This is a genomic window from Ochrobactrum sp. P6BSIII, from assembly GCF_014138065.1.
Classification (GTDB): domain Bacteria; phylum Pseudomonadota; class Alphaproteobacteria; order Rhizobiales; family Rhizobiaceae; genus Brucella.
In genome coordinates, this window is sequence record NZ_JACGXB010000021.1 from 23,259 (window position 1) to 48,256 (window position 24,998).

The following is a 24,998-nucleotide window of genomic DNA, read 5'->3' on the forward strand; positions in this document are numbered from 1 at the left end:
TTTGGGACAAGCACCAAATGATTGAATGTTGTGCAACTGCATTTACGTAAAAGTCAACATCAATCCGTCACATACTAAAATATTGGCATTCTTTTAGGAGCCGCAATCTTGGGCTTATAACAGGCAGAAATTGCGGAGAATGCGCGAATACTCGCAGAAAAGACGCATTAAAACAGCAATATAGCGCTGTATCCGGCTAGGCGATCTTGCCATGATATTGCCGATCATGCGTTATAGCGACATCACGAAACAGGTATGACGGCAATTTATGCGGCGCTCGGTAAAATACACATTGATCGGACTCATCGTCATCGCAATCGGCGGCGCGGTTCCATTTGCGGTCGAGCCTATTGTGGTCAAGATCGGCGAAGGATCGATTCGCCAGCTCGCGCAGGATGGCAAATTCTGTAAAACAGACACCTGTGACGAAGGCATTCAATATGTGACGGCCTTTCTGGAAACCAATTATGGCCTCTCGCCGCACGATGTTAAATGGTGTATGGGCGTCGATGTCATCGCGCATTACGAACTGCCATTCGGCAATAATCTAAAAAAATCCGTTACAGACCGCATGTATGCCCGATGCGGCGATCCCCGGCAGGACGAAGCTGAGGGCGATCACAGTGAAGAATAGAGACGGATAGAGGACACACTTTCATGAAGCGTTTTTTGCGCATTGTTGCCTGGCTTGTCCTCGTCTTCATTCTCATCGTCACAGTCGGCCCGATCAACTTGCGCCCGATCACTGGTGAACCTGCGAATGTTGAACGTTTCGGAGCATTCTTTGTCGTCGGTGCGCTTTTTGCGCTCGCCTATCCCCGCCATTGGCTATCGGTCTTGTTGCTGACAGTTGGCTGCGCAGGCGCGTTCGAGCTTTTGCAGCGTCTGGCGCCTGGGCGTCACGGGGAAATCGCAGATTTTCTGTTCAAGGCTGCGGGCGCAGTCTGCGGAACGACCGCAGGCTATTTTCTCAGCCTGCTCATCCCATCCCGCAAATCATAATCGATCAGGCGACCGACATCAGGCTCAGCCTGTCGCGCGCGGTCTGGCGCATGAATTCCTGATGAATTGAGCGCAGTAATGCGAAGAGATCGTCATTTGCAGCCAAATGTCTGCTTTTGCCAGCGGTTTCGAGCATCAGGGCGGAGACTTCAACCGGGCCGAACTTGCTGCGTCCACTGGCAACGGCGCGCCATGCTTCGATGGCTGCAATCAGCGCAGCATGTGTGGCATCCGCCAAACCGGCAGAACGCAGCAATGCAACCAGCGCTGCGGGGCGTCCATGCGAGATGATTGAGCAGATACGGTCTTCGTCGAGATCGGATAACGACGCCATCAAAGCCGCGAACAGATCGATACGGCCGCCTGCAACAACGCGGATGATGAAAGTTGTCGTCACCTCACCGCGCAGACGCAGATGCTCCACCACGGCTGGCAACTCCTCATGCGAGCAGGCCTCGGCAATGTCGATGGAAGCACGCATGGCGGCATCACCGACGAGCTTCGCAGCGCGGCGCTCGCCCAGAAGACGATTGACCAGCGGCATTTCTTTCAAGGCGTCGCCAACCTTCACCACCAGCAAATGACGGCAATCGGCAGGCAGTTGCGGATGCGCCAATAACGCCTCACGCACATGCGGCTCATGTCCGCAGCGCTCCGCGATCCGACGGAATGACAGCGGGGCAATCCGCGCACAACCGTTGCGAAGCAATTCGGCGACCGATTCGAACGTGCCGACTTCTGCAATAGCGGCAGCAAGCGCGATCGAAACATGCGGGCGGGCCGCGACCAGCAACTGGATCAGCGGCGCGCCGAAAGAAACACGGTCGATAAGATCCGCTTCGCTCAGCAGCGGCGAGCGGGCGATAATATAGCCTGCCACTTCGGGCTGATCGGCAGCAAGCGCCGTGACGATATGCAATGGGGAATGCGCGCTGGTAGACAGAACATCGGCCATGGCGATACGCACTTTGGGCGACGGATCATCCAGCATCAACGTCAGGCTTGCTTCAGCAAAGGCACGAGATTGCTGCGGCTCCTGCTGGTCAATGCAGCATTGCGCAAGCGCTGCGGCTTTGACGATACGTGCTGAAACCGGCTCGTTTCGGCTGATAGGCGCACCATTCTCGATATACATTCTGGCCCCGCTCCAGACAGTTCATGTATTCGAAATTGGTAAATTAAAATGGTTTATGATCCGTTTACCATAAGCCCCACCCGGCTCTGAAATGGAATGGAACCGAACGGCCTTCCGCACGTTTTCCTTGCATCAGTAAACGGAGACGACAAATGGCCGAAGACAAGACCACCAACGATATCCAGCAAGCTTTGGAAAAGCAGATCGCCGATATGCGCGGTGAGCTGAAACGTCTTTCCCGTACGCTTGCCTCCCAATCCGGAGAATTCCGGGAGCGCGCGGAAGACGCAATGGATGACGTATCGGGTCGGCTGCGGCACACGGCGCAGGCTGTTCGTGATCGCGGACAAGTGGTGGCGGAAACGATACGCGAGAACCCCGGAACGGCGACTACGCTGTTCGGGACAGCTGGCATTCTCGGCATTCTGATCGGCGTGGCCATCGGATGTGCGATCTCGGATCGCCGCTGAGTATATTCTGAAACGTGTGGAACGGTTTTCGGAATATGCGTTAAAGCAAGCCGATTGAAGCCGGTTTAAGGAAGGCCCGCGCCGCCCCCTCGCGCGGGCCTTCCTGCATCCAAATTGCTTTTTACTTTACGCACGTTCGGCTGGCTGATAGTCAGCCGCATCGGCAATTTTGCCACCGGTCGCAGCCTACCCGGTCAAAACAAGGACAAGAGCCAAGCAGCAATGCTTGTGCTGCGCGCATAAGCGCGAAACTGGCTGCGCCGTAACCTGATGAAAGGCGCTTAAATGTCAGAAAACACGATATATTCCGGCTTGACCCAGCTGGGTTCGACCACCGGCGTGCCAACCTCGCCCGAAGAAGCCGTTCTCGAAAAAGTCGCCAATCCGCAGCATGGCACGCGCTATTGCGTGCGCTTTACCGCGCCGGAATTCACCTCGCTCTGCCCCATGACGGGCCAGCCGGATTTCGCCCATCTGATGATCGACTATGTGCCGGATCGCTGGCTGGTGGAAAGCAAATCGCTCAAGCTCTTCCTGTTTTCATTCCGCAATCACGGCGCTTTCCATGAAGATTGCACCGTGACTATCGGCAAGCGTCTGGTGGACCTTCTGCAACCGGAATGGCTGCGCATCGGCGGATACTGGTATCCGCGCGGCGGCATCCCGATTGACGTGTTTTACCAGACCGGCGCAGCACCCCAGGATGTATGGATCCCGGAACAGAATGTGCCAAATTATCGAGGAAGGGGATAATGGAGGCCTCGCCCTGGGTTTGAACCAAGGACAGGGGAGTTTGCAGGCTCCCTGCGTTGCATTCCGCCACGAGGCCATTACCGATCGCTACTAGAAGATAGAACTTGCTGACCGGTTAATGGTTGCAATCATACCCAATTAATCTGGCGAGAATGTGAACCTTCGGATGTGCGTCAGGACAACAGCCGGTAACCGCTCTATTGTTCTGCGTTGCGCCCGTACCTATTATCTTGTCAGCCTACAGCGCCTGTCCAATTTCGGGAAAAAACCATGAAACGACCCGGTATTTTCATCTCCCTCACCCTGCTATCCGGCATCATCCTGACGGGCTGCGGTGGTGCGGGGAAAGCCGCCATGGATACGGGCAAGAGTTTTGACCGATTCGCCTGTATGTCTCGCAACTTCAAGGGAGAGCCGCCCTGCCCGCAGCCAGATCAGGCTCCGCCCAAGGCTCAATAGTTTCTGAGCCTGAAACAAAAGACGAAAAACCAGACAAGGAGGCCCCTAATGGCTATTGAACCGCAAGATGTGCTCAAATTCTGGTTTTCAGCCAAGATGCGTGAAAACTGGTTCACGAAAAGCGACGCTATCGACGAAGAGATTCGCGAAAAATTCGCAGCAGCCTATGAAGATGCACGTGCTGGCAAGCTCGAATCCTGGAAACAGCAACCGGAAAGCGCGCTGGCCCTGACCATTCTGTTCGACCAGTTCCCGCGCAATATGTTCCGCGGCTCGTCCCGCTCCTTCGAGAGCGACGGTCTGGCGCTGGATGTGGCCATGCAGGCGCTCGACCACGATTTCGACCGGCAGCTTTCCGCCGATGAGCGGCAGTTTTTCTACCTGCCTTTCATGCACAGTGAAAATCTGGACAACCAGCGCCGCTGCGTGGACCTTTATGAAAAGCTCGGCGACCAATACTCGCTCGGCTTTGCCCGCGAACACCACAATATCATCGAGCAGTTCGGACGCTTCCCACATCGCAACAAGGTGCTAGGCCGCAGCACGACGGAAGACGAAGCCGATTTCCTCAAGGAACATGCCGGTTTCTAAAGCACATCCCGAAAAGTGTGAAACGGTTTTCGGATAAGATGTGCGTCAAAACAAATGGATAGGGTATTTCTGGTTTCAATTGAAACCAGAAATACCCTATCTACATCAACCGGTACGGCAGGATTCCACGGCGGTCGTGATCGACCGCCAACCTGCTTTTGAGCGGCGGCACAGCGCGCTGCACACATTCCGCACGGTCGCAAATACGGCATGAAACGCCAATGGGGTCAAAGGCTGACCGCGCCGTGATATCGAGACCATCCGCATAGACGAAATCATGCGCGTAGCCGACTTCGCAGCCAAGCGCGATGGCATAGCGCCGCTGCGGAGCGTTGAAGCCTCCTTCGCTCTTCGTCAGTTCCGTCGCCACGCAAAGATAGCGTGCGCCATCGGGTGTTTCGGCCAACTGGCGAATAATCCGCCCCGGCATTTCAAAGGCCTGATGCACATTCCAGAGCGGACAGGCAGCACCATAACGCGCAAATTGCAGCTTGGCGGCACTGTGGCGCTTGGTGATATTGCCTGCGCGGTCGATGCGCGCGAAAAACACAGGGATGCCGCGCTGGCCCGAGCGCTGCAACGTGCTGAGACGATGCGCAACCTGCTCCAGACTGGCCCCGAAGCGCGAAGCCAGCAGTTCAAGATCATGACGCAGCTCTTTCGCCGCTGCGAGGAAAGTCTGGTAAGGCATGACCAGCGCGCCAGCGAAATAGTTTCGTAGACCGATCTTGCAGATCTCGACCGCTTCAACCGAGCGAAAATCGGCTCGCCTCGCTATCGCATTAACCAGATCTTCCATTTCAAGTTCGGCGATCTGAAACGCAATCTGGAAATGACGGGTGGAAGCAGGTGAATAGGGATTGAGATAGAGAACCCGCGCAACCGGATCGAAGCGGCGCAGAACCGCCTCGTCGGAGCCAGCTCTTGCCAGCCGCACCTGATGCCGCTCTTCCATATATTGCGGCAGGGCCACGCCGATGTCCCGTCCGGGAACATCCAGTTGCTCTGCAAGCTTTTCCGCTGCAACATCAATCTCATGCACATAATTGTCGATAAAATGAAAGAAGTCGCGCACTTCCTCATAAGGCGCGGGCTCAGCTATCGAGGGTGCGCGCCCCAGCTGGTTATCGAGACTGGCAAGCTGCTCACTGTTGCGCCGATAAGCCTGATGGCATGCGATCAGAGCATGGGCCAGCCCCGGCGCATTCTGGGTGATGAGTTTCAGTTCCTGAAGGTTCGGCTTGTAATTATCGAATACGGGATCGGCCAGCGCCTCGGATACCGCCGATAGCAGCCGGTCATCATCGCCAAGCGAGATTGCACCGATATCGATCTGATAGTTTTCAGCCAGCGCCAACAGGACAGCAGCCGAAACCGGACGCTGGTTATTCTCGATCTGGTTCAGATAACTCGTTGAAATACCGAGACGTTCAGCAAAAGCCGACTGGGTCGCCTTATGCTGTTCGCGGATTTCGCGTATCTTCCTGCCGACATAGAGCTTCTTGGGTGCCATTTTCGCAATTTCGCATTTTGCTATTTGCAAATTTATAACTTACACAATCGCACCTTTTCAAGCTTTTCTAGACGGCTCACAAGCGCTTTAAGCGTTTCAGAAAACGCATATAAAAATGCCTATCATTTCAGTTTCATAACCGACTTTCGAAGGCCGCAATAATGCAGGAACTCCTAGAACAGCTCGAAGCCCGCCGCGCCGAAGCGCGTCTTGGCGGTGGCCAGCGCCGTATCGACGCCCAGCACGCCAAAGGCAAACTGACCGCACGCGAACGCATCGAAGTGCTTCTCGACGAAGGATCGTTCGAGGAGTTCGACATGTATGTCACGCATCGCTGTACCGATTTCGGCATGGCGGAGCAGAAAGTGGCAGGCGATGGCGTTGTCACCGGCTGGGGCACGATCAATGGCCGTCAGGTCTATGTATTCAGTCAGGATTTCACCGTTCTCGGCGGCTCGCTGTCGGAAACCCATGCCCAGAAGATCTGCAAGATCATGGATATGGCGATGAAGAACGGCGCGCCTGTCATCGGTCTCAACGATTCCGGCGGTGCGCGCATTCAGGAAGGCGTCGCTTCGCTGGCCGGTTATGCCGATGTGTTCAAGCGCAATGCCGATGCTTCCGGCGTCATCCCGCAGATTTCGGTCATCATGGGCCCCTGCGCTGGCGGCGCGGTCTATTCCCCTGCCATGACGGATTTCATCTTCATGGTGCGCGACTCATCCTACATGTTCGTCACCGGCCCGGATGTGGTGAAGACCGTCACGAACGAGATCGTCACAGCGGAAGAACTGGGCGGCGCGCGCACGCACACCGCAAAGTCGTCGGTCGCTGACGGCGCTTACGAGAATGACATCGAAGCGCTGGAACAGGTACGCATCCTGTTCGACTTCCTGCCGCTCAACAATCGCGACAAGCCGCCGGTTCGCCCGGTCCATGACGATCCGTCGCGACTGGAAATGAGGCTCGATACGCTGATCCCCGACAGCGCGACCAAGCCTTACGACATGAAGGAACTGATCCTCGCGCTGGCAGACGAAGGCGAGTTCTTCGAAATTCAGGAAGCCTTCGCCAAGAATATCATTACCGGCTTCCTGCGCATCGAAGGCCAGACCGTCGGCGTCGTCGCCAACCAGCCCATGGTGCTGGCAGGCTGCCTCGACATCGATTCCTCACGCAAGGCAGCGCGCTTCGTGCGCTTCTGTGACGCTTTCTCAATACCGCTCCTGACCCTTGTGGACGTACCGGGCTTTCTGCCGGGCACGGCGCAGGAATATGGCGGTGTCATCAAGCACGGCGCAAAGCTGCTGTTTGCCTATAGTCAGGCGACGGTGCCGATGGTCACGCTCATCACGCGCAAGGCCTATGGCGGTGCTTATGACGTGATGGCCTCCAAACATATCGGCGCAGATATCAACTACGCCTGGCCAACGGCGGAAATCGCCGTGATGGGCGCAAAGGGCGCAACGGAAATTCTCTACCGTTCGGAGCTGGGCGACCCTGAAAAGATCGCCGCGCGCACGAAGGAATATGAGGCGCGTTTTGCCAATCCGTTCGTGGCTGCGGAACGCGGCTTCATCGACGAAGTGATCATGCCGCATTCCTCGCGCCGCCGCATTGCACGCGCTTTTGCCAGCTTGCGCAACAAGCAGCAGAGCACGCCCTGGAAAAAGCACGACACCATTCCGCTGTGATCCGGTTCAGTTGAGTAGATAAAATGATCAAGAAAATCCTCATTGCCAATCGCGGCGAAATTGCCTGCCGTGTGATCAAAACCGCAAAGAAGATGGGTATTGCGACGGTGGCGGTTTATTCCGATGCCGACCGCAATGCGCTGCATGTGAAAATGGCCGACGAGGCCGTTCATATCGGCCCGGCACCTTCCAACCAGTCTTACATTGTCATCGACAAGATTCTCAGTGCCATCAAGGCGACAGGCGCGGATGCCGTGCATCCGGGCTACGGCTTCCTTTCGGAAAACCCGCGCTTTGCCGAAGCGCTGAAGGCAGCCAATGTCACCTTCATTGGGCCGCCGGTGAACGCCATCGACGCGATGGGCGACAAGATCACCTCCAAGAAACTGGCCGCGGAAGCAGGCGTATCCACCGTGCCGGGCCATATGGGTCTGATCGAGAATGCCGATGAAGCGGTGAAGATCGCAGGCATGATCGGCTATCCGGTGATGATCAAGGCGTCTGCCGGTGGTGGCGGTAAGGGCATGCGTATTGCGTGGAACGACGAGGAAGCCCGCGAAGGCTTTCAGCTGTCACGCAACGAAGCCAAGGCCTCCTTCGGCGACGACCGCATTTTCATCGAAAAATTCGTCACGCAGCCGCGCCATATCGAAATTCAGGTGCTCGGCGACCAGCACGGCAACGTCGTCTATCTTGGCGAACGTGAATGCTCCATCCAGCGTCGAAACCAGAAGGTGATCGAGGAAGCGCCCTCACCTTTCCTCGACGAAGCAACCCGCAAGGCCATGGGTGAACAGGCCGTCGCGCTTGCCAAGGCGGTGGGTTATTATTCTGCCGGTACGGTCGAGTTTATCGTCGATGGCAGCCGCAATTTCTATTTCCTCGAAATGAATACACGTTTGCAGGTGGAGCATCCGGTGACCGAACTCATCACCGGCATCGATCTCGTGGAAGAGATGATCCGCGTCGCCGCCGGTGAAAAGCTGCGCTTCGGTCAGGCAGACGTAAAGCTTAACGGCTGGGCCATGGAGAGCCGTCTCTATGCCGAAGACCCATATCGCAACTTCCTGCCATCGATCGGTCGCCTGACCCGCTACCGGCCACCTGTGGAAGGCCGTCGCGAAGATGGAACCGTCATCCGCAATGATACGGGCGTGTTCGAGGGCGGCGAAATCTCGATGTATTACGATCCGATGATCGCCAAGCTTTGCAGCTGGGGGCCGGATCGCCTTTCCGCAATCGACGCCATGGGCAATGCGCTCGACGCATTTGAAGTTGAAGGTATCGGCCATAATCTGCCGTTCCTGTCCGCTGTTATGGATCACCAGCGGTTCAGAGCCGGTGCGCTGACCACGGCTTTCATCGCCGAAGAATATCCTGATGGCTTCGCTGGCGTGACACCGTCAGAAGACGATGCGCGTCTGCTGGCCGCTGTCGCAGCCCATATCAATCTCACTGTCGTCACCCGTGATGGACAGATTTCCGGTCGCCTTTCCGGTCAGGACGTTAAGCCGGGTAACGACTGGGTTGTGAAGATTGGTGATCATCTGGTGCCCGTTCGCCTTGCGGATGGCGAAGGCGGCGCAACGGTGAATTTCGCCGATGGCGGCGACCTTACCATTGCCAGCGATTGGCACCCCGGCAGCCAACTTGCCACCTTCACCGTTGGCGGCAAGCCGGTCAGCGTGAAAGTTGCCCGCGCAGGGTCCGGCTGGCGGCTGCGCTGGCGCGGCATGGACCTGACGGCGCATGTGCGCAAACCGCGTGTTGCGGAACTGGCAAAGCTGATGCCGGTCAAGCTGCCGCCGGATACGTCGAAAATGCTGCTTTGCCCGATGCCGGGCGTCATCACCTCGATTCTGGCCGAGGAAGGCGCTACGGTAGAAGCCGGGCAGCCGCTTGCAACAGTCGAAGCCATGAAGATGGAAAACGTGCTCCGCGCAGAGCGCCGCGCCACCGTCAAGCGCATTGCGGTCAAGGCCGGAGAGAGCCTTGCCGTCGATGAGCTGATCATGGAATTCGAGTGATCTTGGAGACGGCGCTTCGCGCCTCCTCCAGCCGTAGTTTCCTCATCCTGAGGAGCGCCCGCAGGGTGCGTCTCGAAGGATGGGGAAGCCGGACAGGATCGATATACTGATGAACTGGACCCTCGCCCTTCGAGGGTCGCTACGCTCCCACCTCAGGGTGAGGGCAGGATGGGATGGAGAATAAGCCAATGACGCAGAAAACCCGCGCGGATTGGGAAGCGTTGGCCGAGAAGGAACTGAAGCGTCCGGCGGATAGCCTTGTCTGGCATACGCCGGAAGGCATCGACGTAAAGCCGCTCTACACGGCCGATGATCTGCAAAATGTCGGCCATCTCGACAGCCTGCCCGGCTTCGAGCCTTTCGTTCGTGGCCCGCGCGCCACCATGTATGCCGGGCGTCCGTGGACCATCCGCCAATATGCCGGTTTCTCCACCGCCGAAGCATCCAACGCCTTTTACCGCAAGGCGCTTGCCGCCGGGCAGCAAGGCGTTTCGGTTGCTTTCGACCTTGCCACCCATCGCGGCTATGACAGCGACCATCCGCGTGTCGTTGGCGACGTTGGCAAGGCGGGCGTGGCCATCGACTCCGTTGAGGACATGAAAATCCTCTTCGACGGCATTCCGCTTGAAAAAGTCTCTGTTTCCATGACCATGAATGGCGCGGTCATCCCGATCCTCGCCAATTTCATTGTTGCGGGTGAAGAACAGGGCGTGTCGCGCGATCTGCTTTCCGGCACCATCCAGAACGATATTCTCAAGGAGTTCATGGTCCGCAACACCTATATTTATCCGCCGGAACCCTCCATGCGGATCATTGCGGACATCATCGCCTATACCGCGACGGAAATGCCGAAATTCAATTCGATTTCCATCTCCGGCTATCACATGCAGGAAGCCGGTGCGACGCTGGTGCAGGAACTGGCCTTCACACTGGCTGACGGGCGCGAATATGTGCGTGCCGCGCTGCAAAAGGGCCTGAATGTCGACGACTTCGCCGGTCGCCTGTCGTTCTTCTTCGCCATTGGCATGAATTTCTTCATGGAAATCGCCAAGCTGCGTGCTGCACGCCTGCTTTGGACCCGCATCATGAAGGAGTTCGAGCCGAAAAAGCCGGGCTCACTGATGCTGCGCACCCATTGCCAGACGTCTGGTGTATCGTTGCAGGAACAGGACCCCTACAACAATGTCGTGCGCACGGCATTCGAGGCGATGTCGGCAGCACTCGGCGGCACGCAGTCGCTGCATACGAATGCCTTCGACGAAGCCATTGCTTTGCCTACCGAATTTTCGGCACGTATTGCCCGCAACACGCAGCTTATTCTCCAGAATGAGACCGGCGTGACGAAGGTGGTCGATCCGCTGGCAGGTTCCTATTACATCGAAAACCTGACCAATGAACTGGCGGAAAAAGCCTGGGCGTTGATCGATGAAGTCGAAGGTCTAGGCGGCATGACCAAGGCCGTCGAAAGTGGCCTGCCGAAGCGCCTGATCGAAGAAGCTGCCACCCGGCGGCAAGCAGCAGTCGACAAGGGCGAGGAAGTGATCGTCGGCGTCAACAAGTTCCGTCTGGAACAGGAAGACGAGATCGACATTCTCGAAATCGACAATACCGCTGTGCGCCAGTCGCAGATTGCCCGCATCGAGCGTATCCGCCAGACGCGTGACAAGGCCAAGGTGGAAGCGGCTCTTGCTGAACTTGAGAAAATCGCGATCAGCGGTGAAGGCAATCTTCTTGCCGCCGCTGTGGAATCTTCTCGCGCTCGCGCCACAGTCGGCGAAATCTCCGACGCCATGCGCCGTGCTTTCGGTGACCACGCTGCCGAGCCGAAAGTCATCCGCAAGGTCTATGGCGATGCCTATAAAGACGAGCCGGAATATCAGATGCTGGTATCGCGGCTGGAAGAATTCTCCCAGCATAGCGGCGCAAAACCGAAGGTGATGGTCGCCAAGCTTGGGCAGGACGGACATGATCGCGGCGCGAAGATCATTGCGTCGGCCTTCGGCGATATCGGTTTCGAAGTTCTGGCCGGACCTTTGTTCCAGACACCCGATGAAGCCGCCGACCTGGCGATCAAGTCGAAAGTGCATGTCATTGGCGTGTCGTCGCTCGCCGCCGGTCACAAGACCTTGCTGCCGCAACTTGTCGAAACGCTAAAAGCCAAGGGCGCTGAAAATATCGTCGTGGTCTGCGGCGGCGTGGTGCCACGTCAGGATTATCAGTACCTGTTCGACCACGGCGTCGCTGCTGTATTCGGTCCCGGTTCCAATGTGCTGGACTGCGCGCGCGCGGTTCTGGACATTCTGGAAGGCAAGCGTCGAAATCTCTGATTTTGACTATAATTCATAGAGTTAAACCAAAAAAGAGATTCAATTTCTCAACACGCAAAGCCGAGGCAGATGCTTCGGCTTTTCTGCTTTTAAGGTTTCAGGATTTCGGATCGGCGGAGGCAGGTATTGCAGAACTGGTGACGGACACCGGATCGCTCGCGGGGAACGTATCCTCCAGCCCTTCATCCAACTGGCGCTCCAGTTCCGCCCGGTCACCTGCCCGTCGTGCACTCGGGCGCGTCAGCAAGCGATCTGGCTCAATCCCGCACTCCATGGCTGCAACGCCAAGCGCCGCTCCGAGCTTCACCGCTGCACGACGAATGGCATCATCGCGCTTCAGTTCCGCTCCGGTTTCATTCTCGAAAATCACGGATACTTTTTCATCACCCTCGGCAATAAACTCGACCGTGTAGAGCTTAAAACCACCAATCGAACCGATGCGAGTTTCGACGATTTCCATGTGCTGATCTCCGCGCTGATCTCCAGATCATATAACGGGAAGTCATCATGATAGTTCCATAGTTGAGAGGCGGCGATCATTGTAAAAAGAGCGACATAAAAACTTAAAACACGCTCTTCCCGGCCCAGAAGCGGGGCCTATATCCCTATTGGGATTTTTACGGGAACTGCTCTTTTAAGGAAAGGATATCCCATGGCCGTCAGCAGAAAGGATCAGGCGCGCGCGCTCAATGCAGACGAAAAGGAGTTGGTGGAAAAGACCCAGCATCCGCATTTGCAGGAAGTGTCTGACGAAGAACTGGCAAAACTGGCAAAACTGATCCGCGAGCGCCGCCAGAAGGCGCGCGATCAGGCCAACCAGCGCCGTCGCGAAATGCGTGGCAAGTCGGCTGCCCGTGGCGCAACCGCCTCAAAGCGCGATGATGGCTCCCATCTCAAGGTCGCCGTTCTTGCAACGGCTGTGGCCCGTATCAATGGCGAAGTCGAACGCCGCGAACAAATGGCTGCTGCTGACGATCTTATCGCCAACGCCCAGAAGGCGCTTGCGGCAAAGCTCGCCAGCGAAAGGAAGGGCAAGACCTTCAATACACGTCACGCGCATCTCGGTATGCGTAACGTCCCGAACGACAAACACAGCACTTTCACACGGGCTGCGGATCGCGGGCGCAACCGCAAGACGGCAAGCGTGCGGCAGGCGAAGAAAGACGCTCGCTAAAAAAGCATGCGCAATGACGAATGTCTTTGAGACGCATAACTCTAGTTAAAACAAATAGTTATATCGGAAATCTGATTCAATCTGACAAGATACCATCAGAGCATTTCCAGCGCCACTTTTCGCGAAGGTGGCGCAAAAACCTGGTCAAGACGCGCCAATTGCTCGACGGAAAGCCGCAGATCTGCGGCTTTTCTGTTATCCCGAACGTGGTGCAGGTTCGACGACTTTGGAATGGCTATGACGTTGCCATTGCGCATCGTCCAGGCCAAGGCGACAGCCGGAGGCGTAACACCGCATTCGGCAGCAATCTCTGCCAAAACACGATTGCCGAGCAACCGCCCCTGCTCGATAGGCGAATAGGCCATGAGCGGAATATGCTGCTGATCGCACCAAGGCATGAGATCGAATTCCGGCCCGCGCCTCGTAAGATTGTAGAGAATCTGGTTGGTTGCGACGGCCTGACCACCCGCAATGCCGAACAGTTCCTTCAGATCACTCGTATCGAAATTGCTGACACCCCAGGCGACGATTTTGCCTGCCTGCTGCAACGCCTCGAAAGCGGCCACTGTTTCCGCCAGCGGATGGCGTCCGCGCCAGTGCAGCAGATAGAGATCGATATGATCCGTGCCGAGACGTTCCAGACTGCGCTCGCACGCCTCAATCGTGCCACGACGCGACGCGTTATAGGGCAGAACCTTGCTCACCAGAAACACATCATCGCGGCGACCGGCTATGGCTTCGCCCACGACATCTTCGGCCTCGCCATCGGCGTACATTTCGGCGGTGTCGATCAATGTCATGCCAAGATCGATACCGTGCCGAAGCGCCTCGACCTCATGGTGACGCTCTCCGGCGTTCTCCCCCATATACCAGGTGCCCTGTCCCAAGGCGGGAACGGCCTGACCTGAAGGAAGTTTGATCTGCGGTATGGTGCCGGTCATCGCTTTTTCCTCATCGACGGATCATGAGCATGATCGCGTAAGATCAGGAAAATTCAAGACTTTAAGAGTGATATCTTATGCGAATTGCAGTCCAAAGCCCTGCATCAGCCTGCGGACAGCATAATCCGGCTTCTGCGAGGTGAATACCGCCAAATCGTCGTGATGATGCAGCTCCAAATCGCCCTTGCGCGCCGGCAGCAGCGATACGGTTCGGCGCGCAATCGCTTCCGCCGGATCGAGCCAATCCACCGGCCACGGCGCCAGACGGCGGAAGACATTGGCGAGAAATGGATAGTGCGTGCAGGCAAGCACCACGATATCGGTGCGTCTGCCATCCTTCTCGATAAAGCACGGCGCGATCTGTTCCACAACAAGCGCCTCATCAATCTCTTCACCGCGAATATGCGCCTCGGCAACGCCCGCCAGCCGGTCGGCACCGACCAGACGCACATGGCATTGCGAGGCGAAAGACTGGATGAGATCGCGGGTATAAGCACGCTTCACCGTGCCGGGCGTCGCCAGCACCGACACAAGTCCTGAAGAAGTGCGCTCGGCAGCTGGCTTGATCGCAGGCACCGTTCCCACGAAAGGCACCGACGGATAGGCGCGGCGCAAGTCGTCCAGCACCAGCGTCGACGCCGTATTGCAGGCGATGACCGCAATTTCGGGATTATGCGTTGCGATGAAACCGCCGAACAGCTCAACAATGCGCGCCCGTAACGCTTCTTCTTCCCAGCCACCATAAGGAAAACCGGCATCGTCAGCGATATAGACGAAACGCCGGTCCGGCATGATCACCCGTGCCTCGCGCAATACCGTCAAACCGCCAATACCGCTGTCGAAGACCAGTATCGGCCTTTCCTTGTCGGTTGTTACGGAAGCGGAAAAGCTGGCGACGGGCGCGTCTTTCATTCTGCCTTGTCCTCTGGGGCGGGCTTGCGGGCACGACCTTCCGGCGCACCTGAGCCACGCGGCTTCTTAGGTGTGAATACATCAAGCGAGGTGACCACCCCGCGCAGGAGTTTCAATTCTGCCGAGGCGAAACCGGCGCGCGTTAGAACGGCACGCAGATTATTGACCATGATTTCCTTGCGCGCTTCCGGCCGGAAATAACCTCTGACATCAAGGGCTTCTTCCAGATGGTTGAACAGGCCCTGCAATTCCTGCTTCGGTGCAAGTTCCATCTCCGGTCCACGGAAAACCGTTTCAGTCTCCGTTTCCAGACCGGACTTCATCCACTCATAGGACATCAGCAGCACGGCTTGTGCGATGTTCAGCGAAGCGAAGGCGGGATTGACCGGGAAAGTCACCAATTCGTCGGCAAGGCCCACTTCCTCATTGCTGAGGCCGAAACGTTCGCGACCAAAAAGAATGCCGGTCTTTTCGCCCGTTTTGAAACGCCTGCGCAACTCGTTACCGGCCTCAACGGCGCTGCGCACCTGCTTGAAGCCGTCGCGTTCACGCGCCGTGGTGGCATAGACAAAATTCAGATCCGCAATGGCCGACGGCAGATCGTCATAAACCACCGCATTGTCGATAACATGGTCGGCCTTGCTGGCGGCAGCCCTCGCCTTTTCGCTCGGGAACTCCTCACGCGGATTGACGAGACGCAGTTCAGCCAGACCGAAATTCGCCATGGCGCGCGCCACCATGCCGATATTCTCCGGCAATTGCGGCTCCACCAGCACGATTGCCGGTCCTTCCGCGATAAAGGGGCGCTGTTTGTCGGTTCCTGCCATGATATTTTCCGCTAAAGCATGGCGCAGCCCAATGACTTCATTGAGCGCCCGCGACCATGCGACATTGAAAGAAACGAGAGCCAAAAGCTCTAGTGATATTAGATCGTGGCGTTTCCCTGACATAATTGACGCGAAATCGCAAAGATTCCCCTTACGTTCATGCGCAAAAAGCGTATGTAGTATCTGAATAACACCTGCCCTCACATCATCCATGCCAGATTATCCGCACGGAAAATCAGGATTCAGGGAGGAAGCCATGTCCGGTAAAAAAATTCTCATGCTGTGCGGTGATTTCGGCGAAGACTATGAAACCATGGTCCCGTTCCAGACCCTGCTTGCGGTCGGCCACACGGTTCATGCCGTTTGCCCCGGCAAGAAGGCGGGTGATCAGGTTGCCACCGCCATCCACGATTTCGAAGGTCATCAGACCTATTCCGAAAAGCCGGGACATAATTTCACGCTCAACGCCAGCTTCGCTGATGTGAAGGCTGAGAACTATGACGCACTGGTCATCCCCGGCGGTCGCGGACCTGAATATCTGCGCCTCGATGATAAGGTCATCGCTGTCGTGAAACACTTCTTCGAAGCAAACAAACCAGTCGCCGCCGTTTGCCACGGCGCACAACTGCTCGCTGCCGCACGCGTGCTGGAAGGCCGCACCTGCTCGGCCTATCCGGCCTGCCGCCCGGAAGTCGAACTTGCCGGTGGCACCTATGCCGATATTCCTGTCGATCAGGCTGCAACAGACGGAAACCTCGTCACCGCACCGGCCTGGCCAGCCCATCCGGCGTGGCTGTCGCAGTTCCTTGGCGTTCTCGGCACCAAGATCACGCACGCTTGAGCCAACTTGATCTTGCCTGCAACCATCATCGGTTGCAGGCAGCTTCATATTGCGCAAAACTATCCGGGGAGTTTTATCCGGGAGAAAATCATGTGCAGATTGTTCATCGGTGCCGATCCAGAACTCTGGCAGAGCGTGACACGCTCTCTTCGCATTGATGGTGTCGTCACCAGCGTCCGGCTTGAAAACTTCTTCTGGTGGACACTGGAAGATGTCGCTTCCCGTGATGGCCTCAGCGTAAGCCGCCTTATCGGCAAGCTCTATGGTGAATCCCGCGAGGAAGGCCACGACCTCGAAAATTTTGCTTCGTTCCTGCGCGTCTGCTGCGGGCGCTATCTCTCACTGCAACTGAGCGGCCTTGTGCCGACCGACAAGGCGGCAGCCATTTCCGCGCTCGACGCCGATGCTATTCTGGCGTGCGAACAGGAAAATTATCGCCAGCAGCAGGAGAGCTGGAAGAAGCCGCGCAACGGCGAGACCACAACGCATCGCGCTGCCTGACCCAAACCAGCACCCTTCCCAATTTTTTGACTGCCAATTTCACCTATAGGCCAAAGAATAAGGCTTGAGAGCTTTGCCTTATTCCCTACGGGTGCTATAGGGGCGCGACGAATTTAAAAAGAGGCTTCATCCATGGCAAAAATCAAGGTTGCGAACCCAGTCGTTGAACTCGACGGCGACGAGATGACCCGCATCATCTGGCAGTTCATCAAGGACAAGCTGATCCATCCCTATCTCGACGTCGATCTGAAATATTACGATCTGTCGGTTGAAAACCGCGATGCGACCAATGACCAGGTCACCATCGATGCAGCCAACGCAATCAAGGAACATGGCGTCGGCGTAAAGTGCGCGACGATCACCCCTGATGAAGCACGCGTTGAAGAATTCAAGCTAAAGAAGATGTGGAAGTCGCCTAACGGCACCATCCGCAACATTCTCGGCGGCGTTATCTTCCGTGAGCCGATCATCTGCAAGAACGTTCCGCGCCTCGTGCCGGGCTGGACCCAGCCGATCATCGTTGGCCGTCATGCTTTCGGCGACCAGTACCGCGCGACCGATTTCAAGTTCCCTGGCAAGGGCACGCTTTCGATCAAGTTCGTCGGCGAAGACGGCGAAACCATCGAACACGAAGTCTATCAGGCTCCGGCGGCTGGCGTGGCAATGGCCATGTACAACCTCGACGAATCGATTCGCGAATTTGCCCGCGCTTCGCTGAACTACGGCCTGCAGCGCAACTACCCGGTCTATCTCTCGACGAAGAACACCATCCTGAAGGCCTATGACGGTCGCTTCAAGGATATCTTCGAAGAAGTCTACCAGACCGAATTCGCCGACAAGTTCAAGGCAGCCAAGATCTGGTACGAACATCGCCTCATCGATGACATGGTCGCTTCGGCGCTCAAGTGGTCCGGCGGCTATGTCTGGGCTTGTAAGAACTACGACGGCGACGTTCAGTCGGACATCGTGGCTCAGGGCTTCGGCTCGCTCGGCCTGATGACCTCGGTTCTGATGACGCCGGATGGCAAGACCGTTGAAGCTGAAGCTGCACACGGCACCGTGACCCGTCACTACCGCCAGCATCAGAAGGGCGAGGAAACCTCGACCAACTCGATCGCTTCGATCTTCGCATGGACCCGCGGCCTCGCACACCGCGCCAAGCTCGATGACAATGCCGAGCTGAAGCGCTTTGCCGACACGCTGGAAAAGGTCTGCGTGGACACCGTCGAAAGCGGCTTCATGACCAAGGATCTGGCACTGCTCATCGGTCCGGATCAGCCGTGGCTTTCCACCACCGGCTTCCTCGACAAGATCGACGAAAACCTCAAGAAGGCAATGGCTGCCTGATTAGCGCCTATCCTTTATTGAAATGCAAAACGGCGGGTTTATCCCGCCGTTTTCTTTTTGATTTGCTTCATAGGGGAAAACGCGCATCCTGTGCCGACCAGGTTCAGGAGGAAAAAATGGCTGACCTCACGCTTTTCACCAATCCCATGTCGCGTGGACGTATCGCACGCTGGATGCTGGAGGAAACGGGCAAGCCCTACGACGTACAAATTCTCGACTTTGGCCCTCCGATGAAGGGCCCTGAATTTTGTGCCGTGAACCCCATGGGGAAAGTACCGGCACTGCGCCACGGCCAGGCGGTCGTCACCGAAGCTGCGGCCATCTGTGCTTATCTGGCCGTCACCTTTCCGGAAGCTGGTCTTGCGCCCCACCCTGATGAACGCGCCGATTTTTATCGCTGGATGTTCTTTGCCGCCGGTCCGCTGGAAGCAGCCCTTTCAAACCGCTCCATGGGCTTCGAAGTCCCGCCGGACCGCGAGCGCATGATGGGCTATGGCAATTACGACAGCGTCGTCGATACACTGGAAAAGGCGATATCGCGCCATCCCTATATCACCGGCAATCGTTTTACAGCCGCCGATGTCTATGTCGGCTCCCATATTGGCTGGGGCATGATGTTCGGCAGTCTGCCGCATCGTCCGGCCTTCGACAGCTATTGGGAGCGGCTGCAAGCCCGTCCGGCATGGAAACGCGCATCCGAACTGGATGACGCTGCCGTTAAAGCCGCAAGCTAAAGCGCCGATTTCAAGTCGGCTGCGCTTCAATCGAGAAAGCGTTTTTAAAGGCCTGCGCGCCGGTGGGTGAAAATGCGATCACCCGCCCCTCGGCGCGTCTGGCCCAACCACGTGCGATGAAATTATTCAGAAGCGCTGCGCCAAGCGCGCCACCCAGATGATTGCGCCGTTCGCTCCAGTCAAGACAATGACGGCACACAGGCCTCTTGCCGTGTTCCAACGCCGTCACGTCAACACCCAGGCAGGTGAAGAACGACTTGCCCTCATCCGTCAGCACCGGTTCATCCGCATCATCGATCAGGCGGAGCTTATGCGCCGCATCGAGCATCTCAACCCCACGCTCGCCTGCCAGATGGTCGTAGCAAATGCGCGCTTTGCGTAATGCTTCGTCCTTCGGCCCCGTGCGCACACGCACCGCCCCCGTTCGCTGGGCAAGTCCCATCAGCCCTTCCAGCACTTGCGCCACATCCGTGCCCGACAGGCGAAAATAACGATGGCGCCCCTGTTTTTCAGCAACCAGCAGATTGGCCGCATCAAGCTTCGACAGATGCCCGCTCGCCGTTTGTAGCGTCACGCCCGCCGCAGCCGCCAGTTCGCTGACGGTCAAGGCACGCCCATCCATCAGCGCAGTCAGCATATTTGCGCGTGCCGGATCACCGAGAAGAGAGGCGACAGAAGCTATGATCGGTCCATCTTTCATACTTCGATCATAACCGAAGTGTCGTTGTCGTTCAAGCGCTACAGTGTCTCCATCAAAAGCATGCATATCAAGGAGACCCCCGCATGATCACCTGTTTCATCCGCTACCAGATCGACCCGTTCAAAGCGGATGCCTTTGCCGAATATGCGCGTAATTGGGGACAAGCCATTCCACGTTGTGGCGCGCAACTGATCGGCTATTTCGGCCCGCATGAAGGTTCGGCCACGACGGCCTATGGCGTTTATTCTCTGGAGAACTTCGCTGCTTACGAGGCCTATCGGGCGCGGCTGGCAGCCGACCCGCTGGGACGCGAGAATTATGAATTTGCGCGCCGGGAACAATTCATCCGGTCTGAGGATCGCATCTTTCTCAAGTTGCAATCTGCACCCCATGCGGAGTTGAAAAAGCCATGATTGCAGTCATCTTCGAAGTATGGCCCGCCGATGACCAACGGCGCGAACAATATCTGGATATAGCGGCAAGCCTGCGGGAGGATCTCAGCCGCATCGACGGCTTCATCTCAATCGAGCGCTTTCAAAGCCTTGTGGAACCGGACAAGCTGCTTTCTTTGTCCTTCTGGCGCGACGAAGAGGCGGTGCACGCTTGGCGTAACCTTCCTTCGCATCGCATCGCCCAGACCAAGGGACGCAGCGGCGTTTTTGAAGATTATCGTCTGCGGGTTGCCAGCGTGGTTCGCGACTACGGGCTGGATGAGCGCCGCGAAGCGCCCGACGACAGCCGCACAGCTCATGCAGCCTAAGCCACAAAGAAAAAGGCCGGGTTGTCCCGGCCTTTTTTAGATTTCATTAGACGATCAACGCCTTGACCGCTGCTACAGCAGCATCGGCTTTATCGCCGTCCGGCCCACCGGCCTGCGCCATATCCGGGCGACCGCCGCCACCGGCGCCGCCGAGTGCTGCAGAAGCGGCACGGACCAGATCCACAGCACTGAAACGGCCAACCATATCTTCCGTCACGGCTGCAACCGCACTGGCCTTGCCATCTTCACCGACGCCGATGAACAGAACCACGCCGGAACCGACCTGCTTCTTGCCTTCGTCGGCCAGCGGCTTCAGATCGCGTGGCGAAACGCCGGTCACGACCTTACCGAGGAAGTTGACGCCGTTCACAGCTTCAACCGCGCTGCCGCCTTCCGAGGAACCGCCGCCGAGCGCCAGCTTCTTGCGTGCATCCGACAGTTCGCGCTCAAGCTTCTTGCGCTCGTCCATCAGGGCGTTGACGCGCTCCAATGCTTCGGCAGGCGTGGTCTTCAGCGCGCTGGCGATTGCCTTCACGCGCTCATCCTGCTCTTCGAGATAAAGGCGCGCAGCCTCACCCGTCAGCGCTTCCATACGACGAACACCGGCTGCAACTGCACCTTCAGAGACGATGCGGACAAGACCGATATCGCCCGTCTGGCGCACATGGGTACCGCCGCAAAGCTCGACCGAATAGGCCTTACCCGACTTTGGACCATGCTTGGCCGTACCCATCGAAACGACGCGCACTTCATCGCCGTATTTTTCACCGAACAGCGCCATTGCGCCTTCGGCAATCGCATCGTCCACAGCCATCAGGCGCGTCGAAACCGGTGCGTTTTGCAGGATGATCTCATTGGCCATGTTTTCAACCTTGGCCAGTTCCTCAGCCGAAATAGGCTTCGGGTGCGAGAAGTCGAAGCGCAGACGGTCAGGCGCGACAAGCGAACCCTTCTGCGCCACATGGCTACCCAGCGTTTCGCGCAGGGCTTCATGCAGAAGATGGGTGGCCGAATGGTTGGAGCGGATGCGCGTGCGGCGGTCCGAATCGACTTTCAGTTCGACGGCTTCGCCGGTCTTCGCAGTGCCCTTGGCAACTTCGCCGATATGAACGAAGACGCCCTCGCCCTTCTTCTGCGTGTCCTTGATGGTGATGACAAAGCCTTCACCGGAAATCGTACCGGTGTCGCCCTGTTGGCCACCAGATTCGCCATAGAACGGCGTCTGGTTCACCACGACGGCGACGGTCTCACCCTCGGCGGCCGACTGCACTTCCGCGCCGTCGCGCACCAGAGCGGCGATAACGCCTTCAGCGCTTTCCGTTTCGTAACCGAGGAATTCCGTCGCGCCGACCTTGTCCTTGATGCCGAACCAGATCGTCTCGGTTGCAGCTTCGCCCGAACCGGCCCAATTGGCGCGAGCCTCGGCCTTCTGGCGTTCCATGGCGGTGGAGAAGCCGTCCGTATCGACAGTGATGCCGCGCTGGCGCAGCGCATCCTGCGTCAGATCAAGCGGGAAACCATAGGTGTCGTAGAGTTTGAAAGCAGTTTCGCCATCGAGACGGTCACCTTCAACCAGCTTTTCCGATGCATCGGACAACAGGCCGAGGCCACGTTCCAGCGTCTTGCGGAAACGGGTTTCTTCCAGCTTCAGCGTTTCCGAAATCAGCGCTTCAGCACGGATGAGTTCCGGATAGGCCTGACCCATTTCGCGAATGAGCGCCGGCAGCAGACGCCACATCAACGGTTCTTTCGCACCCAGAAGCTGGGCATGACGCATGGCGCGACGCATGATGCGGCGCAGCACATAGCCACGACCTTCATTCGACGGCAGTACGCCATCGGCAATCAGGAAGCTCGAAGCCCGCAGATGGTCGGCAATCACGCGATGGCTGGCGCGGAAATCGCCTTCCGCCTTGATGCCAGTTGCTTCTTCCGAAGCGCGGATAAGCGCCTTGAACAGGTCGATGTCATAATTGTCATGCACGCCCTGCAGCACGGCCGCAACGCGTTCCAGACCCATGCCGGTATCGATCGACGGACGCGGCAGATCAATACGTTGATCCGGCGTAACCTGTTCGAACTGCATGAAAACGAGATTCCATATCTCGATGAAGCGGTCGCCGTCCTCATCAGGCGATCCGGGAGGTCCACCCCAGATGTGATCGCCGTGATCAAAGAAGATTTCCGAACACGGGCCGCATGGACCCGTATCGCCCATCGCCCAGAAATTATCGCTGGTGGCAATGCGGATGATGCGGTCATCGCTCAGACCGGCGATCTTCTTCCAGTAATTCGCGGCATCCTCATCCGTATGATAGACGGTGACGAGCAGCTTATCCTTCGGCAGGCCGAATTCCTTGGTGATCAGGTTCCAGGCGAAGCTGATGGCATCTTCCTTGAAATAATCGCCGAACGAAAAATTGCCCAGCATTTCAAAGAAAGTGTGGTGACGCGCGGTGTAGCCCACATTGTCGAGATCGTTATGCTTGCCGCCGGCGCGAACGCATTTCTGCGAGGTGGTCGCACGATTATAGGCTCGATGTTCCAGGCCCGTGAACACGTTCTTGAACTGCACCATGCCCGCATTGGTGAACATGAGTGTCGGGTCATTGCGCGGAACGAGCGGACTCGACGGCACGATTTCATGTCCGTTCTTACGGAAGTAATCGAGGAATGTGGACCTAATCTCGTTGACGCCAGCCATAATTCACCCTTGGGCTTTTCTTGCCCTGCATTGATGCACCCTGTTTCAATGGCTGCATCGATTGTCTTTTGCACCTGCATACCGCCAACAAATAACGGAAACCGCAGGCATTACTCCCCTCTCGTACTGCAAAGACGTGAAGTGGAGTTCTTCGGTTGACCGCTTTTAACGATGTGCTGCTTTTCTGTCCAGATAAGCAGCGTGCGCCATAAAGGCAAATTCACCCGGAGAAAGCGCCTTCTGTCAGCTCTTTTTGAATTCTCATCAAGCTGCGATTGAAAAAAGTGAAGCCCCGCGCAACAGCACAGGGCTTCCAACTTTCAAGCGGTACTTGAGGTTCGGGTTGAACCTCCTGCGGATATTACATCTCCGCTGCGTCGGACCCGCTGTCTTCTTCCGGACCGCCATCATCGAGGAACTGTTCCGCGATCAAACCAGCATTCTGACGAAGCGTCGTTTCGATTTCGCGCGCAACCTCTGGATTCTCCTTCAGATAAAGCTTCGCATTTTCGCGGCCCTGACCGAGACGCTGCGAGTTATAGGAGAACCAAGCGCCCGACTTTTCGACAACACCTGCTTTTACGCCAAGATCGACCAGTTCGCCTGTCTTGGAAACACCGGCACCATACATGATGTCGAATTCAACCTGCTTGAACGGAGGAGCAAGCTTGTTCTTCACCACCTTCACGCGGGTCTGGTTGCCGACGACTTCATCACGTTCCTTGATCGAACCGATGCGGCGGATATCGAGGCGAACCGAAGCATAGAACTTCAGCGCATTACCGCCGGTCGTCGTTTCAGGCGAACCGAACATGACGCCGATCTTCATACGGATCTGGTTGATGAAGATGACCATGCAGTTTGAGCGCGAGATCGAAGCTGTGAGCTTGCGCAGCGCCTGGCTCATCAGACGAGCCTGAAGGCCCGGCAGCGAATCGCCCATCTCGCCTTCGATTTCCGCACGCGGCGTGAGCGCTGCAACGGAGTCCACGACCAGAACGTCAATCGCGCCGGAACGCACAAGCGTATCGGTAATTTCAAGCGCCTGCTCGCCGGTATCCGGCTGCGAAATCAGCAGGTTTTCCAGATCCACACCGAGCTTGCGTGCATAGACCGGATCGAGTGCGTGTTCTGCGTCAACGAATGCGCAGATACCGCCCTTTTTCTGCGCTTCGGCAATCGTGTGTAGCGCGAGCGTGGTCTTACCAGAGCTTTCCGGCCCGTAAATTTCAACGATACGGCCCTTGGGCAAGCCGCCTACACCCAGCGCGATGTCCAGAGAGAGCGAGCCGGTCGATACGGTTTCGATCTCGACCACCTTGTCGTTCTGACCCAGGCGCATGATCGAGCCTTTGCCGAACGCTCTTTCGATCTGTGACAGCGCCGCATCAAGTGCCTTAGTCTTGTCCACTGAATTATCCTCAACAAGTCGCAATGAATTCTGAGACATCTTACACCATCCTCTTGTCCCGCTAGAAGCCCGGCAGGCTCATCGCTCATATCTATTTGTATCTGTTTTGTTCTCATTTGGCAATACAGATAACACACTGAAATTATTGGATATTATTATTTTGTTCCATTATTGT

Annotated in this window: 25 protein-coding genes; 16 read left to right on the forward strand and 9 right to left on the reverse strand. The window is 56.9% G+C overall.

Features of this window, described 5'->3' with window-relative positions:
• Positions 1-268: 268 nt before the first annotated feature.
• Entirely contained in the window at positions 269-634 is a 366-nt protein-coding gene (locus FHW00_RS21910; RefSeq protein WP_078340817.1) for a hypothetical protein, read from the forward strand.
• 23 nt (positions 635-657) lie between these two features.
• Positions 658-1,002: a VanZ family protein gene (locus FHW00_RS21915; protein WP_078340816.1), complete on the forward strand. Its 345-nt coding sequence runs from the start codon at positions 658-660 to the stop codon at positions 1,000-1,002.
• A gap of 4 nt (positions 1,003-1,006) precedes the next feature.
• Here FHW00_RS21915 and FHW00_RS21920 read toward each other — a convergent pair whose 3' ends face one another.
• Positions 1,007-2,137: a DUF2336 domain-containing protein gene (locus FHW00_RS21920; protein WP_078340815.1), complete on the reverse strand. Its 1,131-nt coding sequence runs from the start codon at positions 2,135-2,137 to the stop codon at positions 1,007-1,009.
• A 152-nt stretch (positions 2,138-2,289) separates the two neighbouring features.
• On the opposite strand from FHW00_RS21920, the gene FHW00_RS21925 reads away from it, so the two are divergent.
• From FHW00_RS21925 to FHW00_RS21940, 4 genes are all read left to right on the forward strand, one after another.
• Positions 2,290-2,607 carry a DUF883 family protein gene (locus tag FHW00_RS21925; protein ID WP_078340814.1) on the forward strand — a complete coding sequence of 106 codons (318 nt, stop codon included), beginning with the start codon at positions 2,290-2,292 and terminating at the stop codon, positions 2,605-2,607.
• A gap of 285 nt (positions 2,608-2,892) precedes the next feature.
• A complete protein-coding gene (gene queF / locus FHW00_RS21930; protein ID WP_182514696.1) occupies positions 2,893-3,360 on the forward strand; it encodes a preQ(1) synthase in 468 nt (155 codons plus the stop codon).
• A gap of 270 nt (positions 3,361-3,630) precedes the next feature.
• Positions 3,631-3,819 carry a hypothetical protein gene (locus FHW00_RS21935; protein ID WP_078340813.1) on the forward strand — a complete coding sequence of 63 codons (189 nt, stop codon included), beginning with the start codon at positions 3,631-3,633 and terminating at the stop codon, positions 3,817-3,819.
• 48 nt (positions 3,820-3,867) lie between these two features.
• Positions 3,868-4,410: a DUF924 family protein gene (locus FHW00_RS21940; RefSeq protein WP_078340812.1), complete on the forward strand. Its 543-nt coding sequence runs from the start codon at positions 3,868-3,870 to the stop codon at positions 4,408-4,410.
• 100 nt (positions 4,411-4,510) lie between these two features.
• Here FHW00_RS21940 and FHW00_RS21945 read toward each other — a convergent pair whose 3' ends face one another.
• Positions 4,511-5,923 carry an XRE family transcriptional regulator gene (locus FHW00_RS21945; protein ID WP_113533591.1) on the reverse strand — a complete coding sequence of 471 codons (1,413 nt, stop codon included), beginning with the start codon at positions 5,921-5,923 and terminating at the stop codon, positions 4,511-4,513.
• A gap of 161 nt (positions 5,924-6,084) precedes the next feature.
• On the opposite strand from FHW00_RS21945, the gene FHW00_RS21950 reads away from it, so the two are divergent.
• The 3 genes from FHW00_RS21950 to scpA all read left to right on the forward strand — a co-directional run bounded on the left by FHW00_RS21950 (position 6,085) and on the right by scpA (position 11,971).
• The gene (locus FHW00_RS21950) at positions 6,085-7,617 is read left to right on the forward strand and encodes an acyl-CoA carboxylase subunit beta (protein ID WP_078340811.1); all 1,533 of its coding nucleotides are present in this window, start codon (positions 6,085-6,087) and stop codon (positions 7,615-7,617) included.
• 23 nt (positions 7,618-7,640) lie between these two features.
• A complete protein-coding gene (locus FHW00_RS21955; protein ID WP_078340810.1) occupies positions 7,641-9,644 on the forward strand; it encodes an acetyl-CoA carboxylase biotin carboxylase subunit in 2,004 nt (667 codons plus the stop codon).
• 188 nt (positions 9,645-9,832) lie between these two features.
• Positions 9,833-11,971, forward strand: coding sequence for a methylmalonyl-CoA mutase (gene scpA / locus FHW00_RS21960; protein ID WP_078340809.1), 2,139 nt, complete (start codon positions 9,833-9,835; stop codon positions 11,969-11,971).
• A gap of 97 nt (positions 11,972-12,068) precedes the next feature.
• Here scpA and FHW00_RS21965 read toward each other — a convergent pair whose 3' ends face one another.
• Positions 12,069-12,431, reverse strand: a complete 363-nt coding sequence (locus FHW00_RS21965; RefSeq protein ID WP_078340808.1) for a hypothetical protein — start codon at positions 12,429-12,431, stop codon at positions 12,069-12,071.
• A 192-nt stretch (positions 12,432-12,623) separates the two neighbouring features.
• Between FHW00_RS21965 and FHW00_RS21970 the strand changes: the two genes are divergently transcribed.
• Entirely contained in the window at positions 12,624-13,145 is a 522-nt protein-coding gene (locus tag FHW00_RS21970; RefSeq protein ID WP_078340807.1) for a hypothetical protein, read from the forward strand.
• Positions 13,146-13,240: 95 nt separating this feature from the next.
• Here FHW00_RS21970 and FHW00_RS21975 read toward each other — a convergent pair whose 3' ends face one another.
• From FHW00_RS21975 to FHW00_RS21985, 3 genes are all read right to left on the reverse strand, one after another.
• A complete protein-coding gene (locus FHW00_RS21975; protein WP_078340806.1) occupies positions 13,241-14,086 on the reverse strand; it encodes an aldo/keto reductase in 846 nt (281 codons plus the stop codon).
• Positions 14,087-14,161: 75 nt separating this feature from the next.
• Positions 14,162-14,998, reverse strand: coding sequence for a glutamate racemase (murI, locus tag FHW00_RS21980; protein WP_078340805.1), 837 nt, complete (start codon positions 14,996-14,998; stop codon positions 14,162-14,164).
• A complete protein-coding gene (locus tag FHW00_RS21985; RefSeq protein WP_078340840.1) occupies positions 14,995-15,825 on the reverse strand; it encodes an RNA methyltransferase in 831 nt (276 codons plus the stop codon). Before FHW00_RS21985 ends, murI begins: the two co-directional genes overlap by 4 nt.
• Before the next feature lie 256 nt (positions 15,826-16,081).
• Here FHW00_RS21985 and FHW00_RS21990 point away from each other — a divergent pair, with 256 nt between their 5' ends.
• The 4 genes from FHW00_RS21990 to FHW00_RS22005 all read left to right on the forward strand — a co-directional run bounded on the left by FHW00_RS21990 (position 16,082) and on the right by FHW00_RS22005 (position 19,248).
• Entirely contained in the window at positions 16,082-16,666 is a 585-nt protein-coding gene (locus FHW00_RS21990; RefSeq protein WP_078340804.1) for a DJ-1/PfpI family protein, read from the forward strand.
• Between the two features lie 90 nt (positions 16,667-16,756).
• The gene (locus FHW00_RS21995; RefSeq protein ID WP_078340803.1) at positions 16,757-17,167 is read left to right on the forward strand and encodes a ribbon-helix-helix domain-containing protein; all 411 of its coding nucleotides are present in this window, start codon (positions 16,757-16,759) and stop codon (positions 17,165-17,167) included.
• Positions 17,168-17,299: 132 nt separating this feature from the next.
• Positions 17,300-18,514 carry an NADP-dependent isocitrate dehydrogenase gene (locus FHW00_RS22000; protein ID WP_078340802.1) on the forward strand — a complete coding sequence of 405 codons (1,215 nt, stop codon included), beginning with the start codon at positions 17,300-17,302 and terminating at the stop codon, positions 18,512-18,514.
• A gap of 116 nt (positions 18,515-18,630) precedes the next feature.
• Complete coding sequence (locus tag FHW00_RS22005; protein WP_078340801.1) at positions 18,631-19,248, forward strand: glutathione S-transferase family protein; 618 nt, start codon at positions 18,631-18,633, stop codon at positions 19,246-19,248.
• 10 nt (positions 19,249-19,258) lie between these two features.
• Here FHW00_RS22005 and FHW00_RS22010 read toward each other — a convergent pair whose 3' ends face one another.
• Positions 19,259-19,948: an ArsR/SmtB family transcription factor gene (locus FHW00_RS22010; RefSeq protein ID WP_078340800.1), complete on the reverse strand. Its 690-nt coding sequence runs from the start codon at positions 19,946-19,948 to the stop codon at positions 19,259-19,261.
• Between the two features lie 83 nt (positions 19,949-20,031).
• On the opposite strand from FHW00_RS22010, the gene FHW00_RS22015 reads away from it, so the two are divergent.
• The gene (locus FHW00_RS22015) at positions 20,032-20,361 is read left to right on the forward strand and encodes an NIPSNAP family protein (RefSeq protein WP_078340799.1); all 330 of its coding nucleotides are present in this window, start codon (positions 20,032-20,034) and stop codon (positions 20,359-20,361) included.
• Positions 20,358-20,708 (forward strand): antibiotic biosynthesis monooxygenase family protein, encoded by a 351-nt coding sequence (locus FHW00_RS22020; protein ID WP_078340798.1) that lies wholly within the window; start codon positions 20,358-20,360, stop codon positions 20,706-20,708. The genes FHW00_RS22015 and FHW00_RS22020 overlap by 4 nt, the downstream gene beginning before the upstream one ends.
• A 46-nt stretch (positions 20,709-20,754) precedes the next feature.
• Here the strand turns inward: FHW00_RS22020 and alaS are convergent, their stop codons facing one another.
• Positions 20,755-23,412 (reverse strand): alanine--tRNA ligase, encoded by a 2,658-nt coding sequence (gene alaS / locus FHW00_RS22025; protein WP_078340797.1) that lies wholly within the window; start codon positions 23,410-23,412, stop codon positions 20,755-20,757.
• A gap of 361 nt (positions 23,413-23,773) precedes the next feature.
• The gene (recA, locus tag FHW00_RS22030) at positions 23,774-24,862 is read right to left on the reverse strand and encodes a recombinase RecA (protein ID WP_078340796.1); all 1,089 of its coding nucleotides are present in this window, start codon (positions 24,860-24,862) and stop codon (positions 23,774-23,776) included.
• Between the last annotated feature and the right edge of the window lie 136 nt (positions 24,863-24,998).